The organism is Aquamicrobium sp. YD-1-mutant5 (genome assembly GCF_059509755.1).
In genome coordinates, this window is sequence record NZ_JCAKKP010000003.1 from 676,058 (window position 1) to 688,747 (window position 12,690).

Genomic DNA, 12,690 nt, shown 5'->3' on the forward strand with positions numbered 1-12,690 from the left:
CTACCTGCCCGCACCGCATGTGCGCATCACAGCGGCTGCGTCGTGTAGTCCGCCTCCGGTTCGTAGCGGCTGTCCTCGATGGAGGTCTTGTGAACCACGTTGAGGCGGCCGCCTTCCATCTTCGAGATGTACTGATGGCCGAAGACCTGATGGATCCTGCCGTCGAACACTTTGTCGCCCTGCGGGTGCTCGGGGCCTTCCGGCAGGGTGGTGATCGCCTCGGTCGCCTCGACCAGCTTTGCCCGGTCTTCCGGCCCCTGATAATTGCAGGCTTCCATCGCCTGCTTGATGACGTAGAGCGTCTCCCAGCAACCGAACATGTGGCCGGCGGTCGACACGTCGCGCGGATCGTTGACGGAGGCGCCGTTGTCATCGATGCCGACGGCGGCGCGGTAGGCCTTCTGGGCGTCGGTGTCGGTGGGCTGCGCATAACGCGCGAAGCCTTCCCAGAAATGGCTACCGTCCAGATAGTCGAGACCGGGGCTGTTGAGGTCGACGGCTTCCAGCGAATCGATGAAGCCGAACAGCTGCGGGCCGTTGGCTCCGTAGAACTCGCCCAGTTCCTTGACGAAGGTGAGCACGGCCGGACCGACCATGACGTGATAGAGCACATCGGTGCTGGACGGGATCTGCGGGAAGTACTTGGTGAAGGAGGTTTCCGTCGGCGGAATGGCGATCTTAGCCACGACTTCGGCTCCGGCCTGTTGCAGGGCGGGCGGCAGGTAGTCGCGGTGATCGTAACCGAAAGCGTAATCGGGATAGATCATCGTCACTTTCTTGCCGGCGTTCGCCGCGATCCATGGCGCGACGGACGTAACCTGTGCGCGCACGTCGGTGATGCCGGGCTGCAGGCACCAGCGGTTCAGCTGGCCCGACGCAACATGGTAGCCCTCGCTGACCACGTAATAGGGGATCTTCAGCTCCTCGGCGGTGGGCGCCGAGCCGATCACCACATGCGAGAACAGGGTGCCGTAAACGATGTCGACCTTATGCTGGTTGGCGAGCTTGGCCACCACCTCGGCGCCGCGGCCGGCGTCGGTGCCGTCATCCTCGATGACGATCTCGACCGGACGGCCGTTGATGCCGCCGGCCTCGTTGATCAGCTTCACGGCGGCGGCGGTGGTGCGCTCGTACCAGCGGCCATAGGAGGCGCCGATGCCGGTGCGATGGCACTGGAAACCGATGCGGATCGGAGCCGAGCTCTGGGCCTGCGCATAGCGCACGAAACCGGGGGCCGTTATCAGTCCGCCTGCCGCGGCAAGGCCCTTCAGGGCTGTGCGGCGGGTAAGCGGAGCCGTTCCGGTAGCGGAAAAGGTCTTCCGATCGGTCATGGGAGAAATTCCTGTTCTTGCGTGGGGCTAAATAGCGAGCCGTGTGGGGGCATGCTCGCTGCTTCGGACGGAATTTTAGGCGCGCAAGCTAAATCATCAAAGGCACGCTGATGCAAGACCGTGTTTACGTTGCGTAAGGCGAGTGCAGGCCAGTTCCGGTGTGCTTAGCCTGCCGAAGGCGTCGACAGCAGCCACAGGCCGAACACGGTATAGCCGAGCATCAGCAGGGTGAGGGGAAGCTGGCTGAAGGTTGCGCGCCGGGCATCGCCGTAGAGGCGGCAGGCCAGAGCATGGGCGACGAGCACCGCCAGAACATGTCCGGCCACGATGGCGCCGGCCTGTATGTTCCACAAAACCCATGCCGCGCCCGCGCCGGAGGTGATGGCGGCCTCGACATGCAGGTGGGCGGTGCCGAAAAGGTTCCACCCCAGCGCGAACGGATCGGAAAGGGCCACCAGCGCATACTGGCTGTCGACCATCAGCGCGGCGAGGTAGTGCGCCAGATGATAGGCGAGCGCGATCGGGACGATCGACCAGACCAGAAGGCCGGCGCTGTCGTCCCTGCCTGTATGGCCGGCAAGCGCATCGCCCAGCCGGACCGCCAGCATGAACACCCCTCCGAGCACAGCGAAGCTTGTCAGCAGGCCGATCGTATTTGGCGCCATCACGGCCGTGCGGCCGGGAAAATCGAGCGGGTTGACGCCAAGAATGCCCATCCAGAAGAAGGTGTGCGTGAGCCCATCGAAGGATACGCTGGACAAGGCCAGAAGCACGAAGGCGACGCCGCTTTTCGGCAAGGGCCCGGTTTCCAGCAGCCGCGCGCCCGGCCAGCGCAGGATCAGGCGTCCCTGCTTGTCACGTCCAAGAAGCGCGAAGTGCGACAGCACCCGGAAAAAGACGGTCAGGAATTCGCCGCGCCGGCTCCATTGGTCATGGCCGAAGACCAGCATGGCGATAAAGGTCGCCAGCCAGTAGAGGCCGGCCGCGCGCGCCAGACGTTCGGGATCGTCCGGGGCGGGATAGACCAGTTCGAACCATGCAAAGGCAAGAAGAAGCACGACCGCGGGCCACATGCCGAGGCGTTGCGGCAAAGCTAGGGCGGCGTCGTTGCGCCTGAAACGCGCCACGAGCCTGCACGGTCCGTACCATGGGTTGAGCCATGCCCAAGCGTCGCCCAGCAGACCCTGCACCAGCGCCATGGCCACCCACAGCAGCGTCCATATGGTCAGCGGCAGCGGGTTGGAGAGCGGATCGCGGCTGCCCCAGAAGCCGGCGGCGACAAGGATCGCGAAAAAAAGGAAGGACAGCAGGCTGGTCACGATCTTCGCTTCATCGCGAAGCGGGAACAGGACCAGTTCTTTCGACCAGACGCCGGTCAGCAGCCGGGGCGGCACCAGCGCCAGAACGAGGAAGGAGGCCGCCACCGCCAATGCGCCGCCGATGGAATAGTAGCCTGTCGGCAAGAGCAGTACATGGCCGCGCTCCGATGCATGCGCCAGCGCTTCGCCCGGCATGGATGCCGCCAGCAGCGCGGGCAGGGCAGCGATTTTTGCGATCTGTCGGGCCGACGTGTTCATCGGTGGCCGTCAGACCTTGACCAGTTGCTCGACCCGCTCCTCATTGCCGAAGATGCGCAGATAGCGGTTGATCTCGTCCACGTCGCCTGTCGCCTTGGCGGGGTTGTCCGAGAGTTTCACGGCCGGCCTGCCATTGGCCTCCGTGACCTTGCACACCAGCGAAATCGGGTTCAGCCGGGTGGTGGGGACCGGCGCGCAGCCTTCGAAATCGTTGGTCAGGTTGGTGCCCCAGCCGAAGGCCATGCGCACCTTGCCGTGGAAATGCCGGTAGGTGTCGACGATGGTTTGAGCTTCCAGTCCGTCGGAGAAGATCAGCATCTTCTGGCGCGGGTCCTTGCCCTTGTCCCGCCACCACGAAATGATGCGTTCGCCGCCTTCGATGGGAGGGGCGCTGTCGGGGCGGAAGCCCGTCCAGTCGGCCACCCAGTCCGGTGCGTCGCGCAGGAAGGCTGCCGTGCCGAAGGCATCGGGCAGCACGATCAGCAGATTGCCGCCATAGTAGCGCTGCCAGTCCTTCAGGACCCGGTAGGGAGCCTCCCGCAGTTCTGCCTCGTTGCCGGCGAGCGCGGCCAGTACCATGGGCAGTTCGTGCGCGTTGGTGCCGACGGCCTCCAGGTCCGTGTCCATGGCGAGCTTGACGTTGGAGGTGCCGGTGAAGGATTTGCCGATGCCCTCCTTAAGCGCCTCCACGCACCAGCGTTGCCACAGGAAGGAGTGACGGCGGCGGGTGCCGAAATCGGAAATGTTGATGTCAGGAAGCTGCTTGAGCAGTTCGGTCTTGGCCCACATCTTGGCCTTGGCGCGGGCATAGAGCACGTCGAGCGCGAAGGGGCCGTATTCGCGCAGCGCCGCACGCGAGCGCAGCTCGTTGATGATGGCAAGCACCGGGATTTCCCACAGCGTCGTGTACATCCACGGGCCAGCGAAAGTCAGCTCATACTGGCCGTCGCGCTTTTCGACATGATAGTCGGGAAGCTGGAAGTTCTCCAGCCAGGCAAGGAATTCCGGCTCGAAGATCTGCTTGCGGCCATAGAAGGTGTTGCCGCCCAGCCAGATCATCTCCTTTTTGGAAAAGCGCAGCGAGCGCGCATGGTCGAGCTGCTCGCGCAGTGCCCCTTCGTCGATCTCGTCGGCGAGGCGCACCGAGGTGGTGCGGTTGATCAGCGTGAAGGTGGCGTCCACCTTTGGGTACATGCCCCAGATCATCTGCAGCATCAGCAGCTTGTAGAAATCCGTGTCGAGCAGGCTGCGGATGATCGGATCGAGCTTCCACGTATGATTGTAGACGCGCCGCGCTATATCGGTTTTGGTCATGTGCTTGAAGCTTTGCCTTCGCTTCCGGATGAAAAGATGCCGCGCCGCGTCTCCTAGAGGGCTTCTGCGATTCGGAGAAAGTAACGCTCTAACCTTTTGTTTTCACGCAATCCTGAACGCAAAACCGCTTCGCACTTTTGCTGGAATTGCTATAGCACCTATTTTCAGGGCGCGCTGCACGCATCGGGCGCGCAGCGCGAAATTTCGCCTTCAGGGTCCGCCTCAGGGCATGGCGCGGAAGGCCGGCAGGTGCCGGCGTCGCAGCCAGCGCGCCAGAAGCAGCACGGCAACGACAGCCAGACCCGCGCACAGGCCGATCCAGACGCCCACGCCATCGAAGCCGAAATGGAATGCCAGCGCTACGCCGAGCGGCAGGCCGATGCCCCAGTAGCCGAGCGCGGCATAGATCATCGGGATGGTGGTGTCCTGCAGCCCGCGCAGCATGCCGGCGGCAACCGCCTGCGCGCCGTCGACGATCTGGAACAGGGCGGCCACGGCGAGGAAGCCGGTGGCCAGCATCACCACCTCGGCATTGGCCGGGCTGTCGACATCGATGAAGGCGCTGAGCAAAAGGCGCGGCAGCGTCATCATCACCAGCGCGGAGAGCGCCATGAAGCCGACGCCCATGGCATAGGAGGTCCACCCCGCGCGTGCGATCGCTTCCGGGTTGTGGGAGCCGTAGGCGATGCCGACCCGCACGGTTGCGGCCTGATTGATGCCGAGCGGGATCATGAAGGAGACCGAGCAGAGCTGGATCACCACCGCATAGGCCGCGAGCGAAGAGGCTCCGATCAGGCCCATCATCAGGGCGGCGGCGTTGAACAGGGTCGTCTCGAAGGCCATCATGGCCGCGATCGGCAGGCCGAGCCACAGAAGCTGGCGCAGGCGCTGCCAGTCGGCGCGCCAGAAGCGTCCGAACAGGCGGTAGCGCCTGAACCTGCGGTCCAGCGTCACCACCAGGATCATGCCGATGAACATGGAGAAATTGGCGATGCTGGTGGCCAGACCCGAGCCGACGATGCCCATTTCCGGAAAGCCCAGATGGCCGAACACCAGCACCAGATTGCCGACGAGATTGATGATGACGCCGATGAAGGCGACCACCGTGGCCCAGCCCGGCCGCTCCAGCGAGGCGATGAAGGAGCGCAGCACCACATAGAAGAAGAACGGCAGAAGCCCCCATTGCAGGGTGCGCAGATAGTGCCCCGCATCGGCAGCGAGCGCAGGTTCCTGGCCCATGGCCAGCAGAATGTGTTCGCCGTTCCACAACAGCGCCCAGATCGGCAGTGCAACGAGCACGGCCACCCACAGACCCTGCCGTACGGTGCGGCGCAGATCGCGCACCGAATTGCGGCGCCGCCCGACCTCTCGCGCCATCATCGGCACTGTCGCCAGCATCAGGCCGAGACCGAATATCAGCGGCGCAAAATAGAGGTTGGCGCCGAGCGCGCTTGCGGCAAGGGTGGAAGGCCCCACCCGGCCGAGTATCATGACGTCGGTGGCGGTCATCGCCGTCTGCGCGAGATTGGTCAACACCAGCGGCCAGGCCAGTGCCAGCGTTGCCCTGATTTCCTCGCGCCAGAGTTTTCCGGATGCCTGCGCATCCGCTTCGATGGCGGTCATTGTTGTTCTTTCCGATCGCGGCGCATCGGACCGGGTCCGGAAGCCGCACGAGCATTCCAGGAGAAATGTCCCGGAATCATCCTGCTTTTTGCCTTCACGTGCGGTGCAAGGCAAGAGGCTCGCCATTTCCGTCGATTGATCCAGCCGGTTCCAGAGGCCTGCCGCAGGGGTTGCCATCGGCGCGTATCTGTCCAATTGTCCCCGCGGGAATGCAACGAGGGAAGGTTTCGATGCGCCAAAAGGCCGTTTTCTGGGACATGGACGGCACGCTCGTCGACAGTGAGCCTCTGCATCACGCGGCACTGGAAGCAGCCCTGCGCGAACTGAACATCGAGCCGCCTGCAGACCTTCAGGAACGCGCGGTAGGCCTCGCTGCTGCGCCGCTCTACGAGATGCTGCGTATCGAAAAGGGGCTATCGCTTCCCTTCGAGGAGTGGATCCTGCACAAATATGGTCACTATATGCCGATGGTCGCCGATCTGGTGCCACGCCCCGGCGCGCTGGAGATTTATGGCGATTTGCGGGTGAGGGGCATTCATCAGGCCGTGGTGTCGAATTCCGACCGGCTGGTGGTGGATGCCAATCTGAGGGCGGTCGGCCTTTCTCATCCCGGCATGCGCAGCATCAGCCGCAACGATGTCATCAATCCCAAGCCCGCCGCTGAACCCTTCCTGCGTGCGGCCTATCTCGTCGGGGTCGATCCCACCGAGGCAGCCGCCGTCGAAGACAGCTGGACGGGGGCGACCGCCGGGCTCGCCGCCGGCATGCGCACCATCTTCTGGCCCGAGCGGCCCATGGAAGGGCCTCCGGGTGCGATCGTCGTGAACTCGGCCGAAGAGCTTCGTCACCAGCTCGGGTTTTAGCACCGGCTAAATTCTTTTCCCCGATTGCCTGCTGCACACGGCTTTGCGATAAGCGGCAAGCCCAATGGAGACAGTGGCGATGGGAGCCAAGATCGTGCCGCCCCCGGACTACGAGGAACGCGTGCGTGCGTCGTTCGCGCGCCAGCAGGTCATGGCCACGATAGGGGCGGAGCTGACGCTGGTGACGCCGGGCATCGTCGAGATCGAGATGCCCTACGATGGGCGGCTCGCCCAGCAGCACGGCTTCCTGCATGCAGGCGTCATTTCCACGGCGCTGGATTCGGCCTGCGGCTATGCCGCCTTTTCCCTGATGCCGGAAAGCACCGGCGTGCTCACCATTGAGTTCAAGGTGAACCTTTTGGCGCCCGGCAGGGGCGAGCGCTTCCTGTTCCGCGGCTCCGTCACCAAGCCCGGGCGCACCATCACCGTGGCCGACGGTCAGGCCTATGCCTATGGCGCCGACGGCGAGGCGCGCCTGATCGCCACCATGACCGGCACCATGATGACGGTTGCCGGACGTGACGGGATCGAAGGATGAAAAGCCGGCCGGCGCAACGGATTCACCACAGCCGGCACGATGAAGGGCTGCGGGCGCCACCGGGTTGCTCAGGCGCGGATCTCGGGTCGGGGTGCATGACGTGACACGCACAGGACCTTCATCCCACCCCGCCACCCTTGCCGGCCGGCGGGTTTTGTTCGTCATGGCGGCGGAGGCCGAATACGGACCGGCACTGAAAAAGCTGTTCAAGCCGTTCATGACCGGCGTCGGTCCTGTCGAGGCTGGCATACGGCTTGGCGCGGAACTGGCGCGGCTGGAATGTTCCGGCGAACTTCCCGATCTCGCCGTATCCCTCGGCTCTGCCGGTTCGCGCAGGCTGGAGCAGGCACAGGTCTATCAGGCTGTCTCGGTCTCCTATCGCGACATGGATGCTTCGCCGCTTGGCTTTCCCAGAGGCGTGACGCCCTTCCTCGACCTGCCCGCAACGCTGCCCCTGCCGCTGCGCATTCCGGGCGTGAAGGAAGCCACCCTCTCGACCGGCGCTTCCATCGTTTCAGGGGCGGCTTATGACCCGGTCGCCGAGGACATGGTGGACATGGAAACCTTTGCCTGCCTGCGCGCCTGCCATCTGTTCGGGGTGCCGCTGGTGGCGCTCCGCGGCATTTCTGACGGCGCGGCGGAGCTGAAACATGTTGATGACTGGACGGCTTATCTCCACATCATCGACGAAAAGCTCAGCCATGCCGTGATGAGGCTTGAGGGGGCATTGCGGGACGGTTCTGTCCCGCTCGCGTAAAGGCCCTGTTGCGGCATCGGATCCCACGCCATACAAACCCATTGCGCCGGCAGACGTTCTTCTTTAAAGGCCCGACATGACGACGAACCATCATTCCGACACCATCCTCATCATCGATTTCGGCAGCCAGGTCACGCAGCTCATTGCCAGGCGCGTGCGCGAGGCCGGCGCCTATTGCGAGATCGTGCCCTTCCAGTCCGCCGGTGAAGCCTTCGACCGCATCCGGCCGAAGGGCGTTATCCTCTCCGGCAGCCCGCATTCGGCCGTCGACATCGGCAGCCCGCGTGCGCCGCAGCAGGTCTTCGAGGCCGGCATCCCGGTGCTCGGCATCTGCTATGGCGAGCAGACCATGTGCGCCCAGCTTGGCGGTCAGGTCGAGGCCGGCCATGAGCGCGAATTCGGCCGCGCCTTTCTTGAGATCGAAGCCGATTGCGCGCTGTTCGACGGCATCTGGGCCAAAGGCACCCGCCATCAGGTATGGATGAGCCATGGCGACCGCGTCACCGCCCTGCCCGATGGCTTCCGGGTCGTCGGCACCTCGCGTGGTGCGCCCTTCGCGGCCATCGCCGATGAGAAGCGCCGCTTCTACGCCGTGCAGTTCCATCCCGAGGTGGTACATACGCCGGACGGGGCGCGCCTGCTTTCCAATTTCGTGCGCAACATCGTCGGGCTGCAGGGCGAGTGGACCATGTCCGCCTACCGCCAGCAGGCCGTAGAGGCAATCCGCAAGCAGGTTGGCGACAAGAAGGTGATCTGCGCGCTCTCAGGTGGCGTGGATTCCTCCGTGGCCGCGCTGCTGGTTCATGAGGCGGTTGGCGATCAGCTCACCTGCATCCTTGTCGACCATGGCCTGATGCGCAAGAACGAAGCTGCGGATGTGGTTGCCATGTTCCGCCAGCATTACAATCTGCCGCTGATCCTCGTGGATGCCGCAGACCGCTTCATCGGCGCGCTGGAAGGGGAGAGCGACCCCGAAACCAAGCGCAAGACCATCGGCCGCCTGTTCATCGAGGTGTTCGAGGAAGAGGCGAAGAAGCTCGGCGGCGCCGATTTTCTCGCTCAGGGCACGCTCTATCCGGATGTCATCGAAAGCGTATCCTTCACCGGTGGCCCTTCCGTCACCATCAAGTCGCATCACAATGTCGGCGGCCTGCCGGAGCGCATGAACATGCAGCTCGTCGAGCCGTTGCGTGAGCTGTTCAAGGATGAGGTGCGGGTGCTTGGCAAGGAGCTCGGCCTGCCGGAAAGCTTCATCGGCCGCCATCCCTTCCCCGGTCCCGGCCTCGCCATCCGCTGCCCCGGCGGCGTGACCCGCGAGAAGCTGGAAATCCTGCGTGAGGCCGACGCCGTCTATCTGGACGAGATCCGCAAGGCCGGCCTGTACGATGCCATCTGGCAGGCCTTTGCCGTGCTTCTGCCGGTGCAGACGGTGGGCGTCATGGGCGACGGCCGCACCTATGAATATGTCTGCGCCCTGCGCGCCGTCACCTCGGTCGACGGCATGACCGCCGACTTCTATCCCTATGACATGAGCTTCCTCGCCAACGCCGCCACCCGCATCATCAACGAAGTCCGCGGCATCAACCGTGTGGTCTACGACGTGACAAGCAAGCCGCCCGGCACCATCGAGTGGGAATGATTTTGGCCCATCCAAACGCCGCCGAATTTACGCTGCGATACGATCTAACGCACTGAAAACAAAATAAATTACCCCTGCACCTATCGATATCTATCGGTGGGCATAGATCACGGCTGGCGGCCTAGCTGACGGGCCTCGCCCCCATTGATCAACCGGAAAAATGAAAGTACCGTCAGGTCAAACAAGGCCAATGACGGTACTTTTTTCGAACTAATGCACTGAAATACAAGCATTTTCGACGCCATCGGCCCGCAAAAACCGCGTGACGGTACTTTTCCGCAAGGAGGCCCGAAATGTTGACCGATGCAGCACTCAAGTACCTGAAACCAAAAGACAAAATCTACAAGGTATCTGATCGTGACGGCATGTATGTGCGCGTCGCCCCGTCGGGTGCCATCTCGTTCAGGCTCGACTATCGGCTGAACGGCAGGCGGGAGACTGTCTATCTCGGCAGATATGCCCGTGACGGAATATCGCTCGCCAGGGCTCGCGAGCTATGCATCGACGCGCGGCGCTCGATCGCCGAGGGGCGGTCTCCCGCCATCGAGAAGCAGCGGGAGAAGCGCCGGATCAAGGAAGCAAAGAGCTTTGGCCAATTCGGCGAGAAATGGCTGACGGACGCGACCATGGCCGACAGCACGCGCGCGATGCGTCGCTCCATCTTCGAACGCGAACTCATGCCCGTATGGCGAAATCGTCTTCTGACGGAGATCACACCGGATGATCTACGCGCTCACTGCGGCAGGATCGTTGAACGCGGTGCGCCCGCAACTGCCATCCACGTGCGGGATATCCTCAAGCAGATCTATGGCTATGCCATTCTGCACGGCGAGAAGGTCGCCAATCCGGCCGATGACGTCGGTCCGGCCTCGATCGCTACCTTTACGCCGAAGGACCGCGCGCTTTCGCCCGCAGAGATCCGCATCATGTTCAAGCAACTCGAGCATGTTGCGACGCTGCCGACGATCCGCCTCGGTATGAAGCTCTACCTTCTCACCATGGTGCGGAAGAGCGAGTTGCAGGATGCAGTTTGGGACGAGATCGATTTCGAAAACGCTGTCTGGACCATCCCGAAGGAGCGCATGAAGCGATCGAAGCCGCACAACGTCTACCTGTGCCGGCAGACCCTCGACATCATGATCGCGCTCAAGACCTGCTCCGGCAACTCCCGATATCTGTTGCCCTCCCGGTACGACGCGGACGCGCCAATGTCGCGGGCGACCTTCAATCGGGTCACTTACGCCGTCGTCGAATAGGCCAAAAAGGAGGAACTGCCGCTGGAGCCATTCACGGTTCATGATCTGCGGCGGACGGGCTCGACGCTGTTAAACGAGCTGGGCTTTAATAGCGACTGGATCGAAAAGTGCCTGGCGCATGAGGACCGGCGTTCGTCGCGCGGCGTCTATAACAAGGCCGAGTATGAGGCGCAGCGTCGGCATATGATGCAGCAGTGGACGCCTGGATCGACGGCCGGAAATATGCCCCCACGCTTTTGCCGCAAGCTATGCCCTTGATGGAGCTTGATCCCGCCCTTTGACGGGGCGGGTTCTGCGCTTGGTAACGTCAGGGTGCTGGGCTTGTCGGATCGGCGCAGCCCGCCGTGCCATCAGCCAAGCCTCGACCTCGGCCAGGTCCCACACGATACAACGTGGCGAGAGAGCAAACCGGCGAGGAAACTCGCCACGCTGCTCCATCTCATAAATAGTGCTGTCGGCCATCGGCACCATCTCGCGAAGCTGCTGGCGCCTGATAGTTCTCCGAAGTCCACTCGCTTTCTCAGCCATGCTCAATCTCCAGCGTTTGTCAGTCGATTGAGAACGATAGCTGTCGAAACTGGAAGCTCTTCTAAATGAGCGGACGGCAGTAGCGCACTGTGGCGTACATATCGGCGGGTTTAGCCAAGCGAACAGGCCGGCTATTCTAGGGCAGTGTTCCGAACGGCGGTGGGCGATCTCGGCGGCGTTACACTGCCACACTCCTGCTGAAGTGCTGTTGAACGCGCTGGATCAGGCGCGTCCGGTTGACACGCTTTTTGCTGAGGAGAACGTCATCGACGATGCCATGCATGCCTCCGAATAGGAAGACGGCGGTAAACTCTGGATCGTCGATGGACCAGGCGCCGGCATCGCGTCCGGACTCAAGCAGCCTCGTCAAATGGTCGGCAATGGGATTGGTACCGCCATCGAGTGGACGCGGATGCGCATGGAAAAGCATGTCGACTAAAGAGCCGTTGTCCAGAAAACCGGCGGTCGCGGCTTTTGCCCATGCCGCAAGCCTCGAATGCCAATCCGATTGGGACGCCCTTGCTAAAGTCTTATCCAAATCAGAAAGATACTTGCGGACAAAACGCTCGCCCAAGGCTGCGTGAACGTCCTCCTTTGAGGAGAAATGGAGATAGAAGGTGCCCTTCGCAACTTCGGCTCCCGACGTGATCTCTTCGATCGTTGTGGGCCCCAGCCCTTTTGCAAGGAACAGCGCCTGCGCCGAGTTCATCAACTCCTCGCGACGCTCTTCGGCCGGCTTGGTCCGCGGCTTGCCTTTGGTGGTGATCCCCATCTTGCCCCATTCTGCGACTGACTGAATCGTGGTCACTGACCAACGTAGGCCGTCGGGGGCGAAAAGTCATCAATGAACAAAAGCTTTTGCTGCGAAGTAAGTGGCCTCACTTTGGCGCTTCGGAACGAATTCCTACGCCAAGAAAACAGAGGTCACGGAATTGGTCGCTCAAGCGTAAGCGATCGACAGCAACCCCCCGGTCGAGGATTCTGTCAATGACGCCGTGGAGTCCGGACGAGAGTAGCACAGCCGTCACATGTGGGTTCTCTACCATCCAAGCGCCGTCCCGGGTCCCTGCGGCCAAAACTTCGGCGAGTTGATCTACGACCGGACTCGGGTTGGTCTGGCGACGACTAGGCTCAGGACCTATTAATTTGGTTTGATCTGTGATTCACGGTCTTTGCTGAAGGAGGCCGTGATGGGTGATTTGTTTCTGCTGAGCGAGTGCCAGATGGCGCGCATATCGCCGTACTTCCCGTTGTGGCACGGGGT

10 protein-coding genes and 1 pseudogene are annotated in these 12,690 nt (G+C 62.7%); 5 read left to right on the forward strand and 6 right to left on the reverse strand.

The window, feature by feature from the left end; genetic code table 11:
• Positions 1-26: 26 nt before the first annotated feature.
• The 4 genes from AC5XE7_RS07695 to AC5XE7_RS07710 all read right to left on the reverse strand — a co-directional run bounded on the left by AC5XE7_RS07695 (position 27) and on the right by AC5XE7_RS07710 (position 5,845).
• A complete protein-coding gene (locus tag AC5XE7_RS07695) occupies positions 27-1,331 on the reverse strand; it encodes an ABC transporter substrate-binding protein (protein WP_239800062.1) in 1,305 nt (434 codons plus the stop codon).
• Positions 1,332-1,495: 164 nt separating this feature from the next.
• On the reverse strand, positions 1,496-2,908 hold the full coding sequence (locus AC5XE7_RS07700; protein ID WP_495365506.1) for a hypothetical protein: 1,413 nt from the start codon (positions 2,906-2,908) through the stop codon (positions 1,496-1,498).
• A 9-nt stretch (positions 2,909-2,917) separates the two neighbouring features.
• Positions 2,918-4,222 carry a nicotinate phosphoribosyltransferase gene (gene pncB / locus AC5XE7_RS07705; protein ID WP_280198867.1) on the reverse strand — a complete coding sequence of 435 codons (1,305 nt, stop codon included), beginning with the start codon at positions 4,220-4,222 and terminating at the stop codon, positions 2,918-2,920.
• Between the two features lie 222 nt (positions 4,223-4,444).
• Positions 4,445-5,845, reverse strand: a complete 1,401-nt coding sequence (locus AC5XE7_RS07710) for an MATE family efflux transporter (RefSeq protein ID WP_495365507.1) — start codon at positions 5,843-5,845, stop codon at positions 4,445-4,447.
• A 230-nt stretch (positions 5,846-6,075) separates the two neighbouring features.
• On the opposite strand from AC5XE7_RS07710, the gene AC5XE7_RS07715 reads away from it, so the two are divergent.
• The 5 genes and pseudogenes from AC5XE7_RS07715 (at position 6,076) to AC5XE7_RS07735 (ending at position 11,179) form a co-directional block, all read left to right on the forward strand.
• Positions 6,076-6,708 (forward strand): HAD family hydrolase, encoded by a 633-nt coding sequence (locus tag AC5XE7_RS07715; RefSeq protein WP_495365508.1) that lies wholly within the window; start codon positions 6,076-6,078, stop codon positions 6,706-6,708.
• Positions 6,709-6,787: 79 nt separating this feature from the next.
• Positions 6,788-7,246 carry a PaaI family thioesterase gene (locus AC5XE7_RS07720; RefSeq protein WP_239800067.1) on the forward strand — a complete coding sequence of 153 codons (459 nt, stop codon included), beginning with the start codon at positions 6,788-6,790 and terminating at the stop codon, positions 7,244-7,246.
• A 100-nt stretch (positions 7,247-7,346) separates the two neighbouring features.
• Positions 7,347-8,003: a 5'-methylthioadenosine/S-adenosylhomocysteine nucleosidase gene (locus tag AC5XE7_RS07725; RefSeq protein WP_495365509.1), complete on the forward strand. Its 657-nt coding sequence runs from the start codon at positions 7,347-7,349 to the stop codon at positions 8,001-8,003.
• 76 nt (positions 8,004-8,079) lie between these two features.
• Positions 8,080-9,642, forward strand: coding sequence for a glutamine-hydrolyzing GMP synthase (gene guaA / locus AC5XE7_RS07730; protein ID WP_495365510.1), 1,563 nt, complete (start codon positions 8,080-8,082; stop codon positions 9,640-9,642).
• 293 nt (positions 9,643-9,935) lie between these two features.
• Positions 9,936-11,179, forward strand: a pseudogene (locus AC5XE7_RS07735) (tyrosine-type recombinase/integrase).
• On the opposite strand, the gene AC5XE7_RS07740 reads toward AC5XE7_RS07735, so the two are convergent.
• Both AC5XE7_RS07740 and AC5XE7_RS07745 read right to left on the reverse strand, forming a co-directional pair.
• Positions 11,145-11,426 carry a helix-turn-helix transcriptional regulator gene (locus AC5XE7_RS07740; protein ID WP_495365511.1) on the reverse strand — a complete coding sequence of 94 codons (282 nt, stop codon included), beginning with the start codon at positions 11,424-11,426 and terminating at the stop codon, positions 11,145-11,147. The pseudogene AC5XE7_RS07735 and the gene AC5XE7_RS07740 overlap by 35 nt on opposite strands.
• A 178-nt stretch (positions 11,427-11,604) precedes the next feature.
• Positions 11,605-12,198 (reverse strand): TetR/AcrR family transcriptional regulator, encoded by a 594-nt coding sequence (locus AC5XE7_RS07745; protein WP_495365512.1) that lies wholly within the window; start codon positions 12,196-12,198, stop codon positions 11,605-11,607.
• Positions 12,199-12,690: the final 492 nt, after the last annotated feature.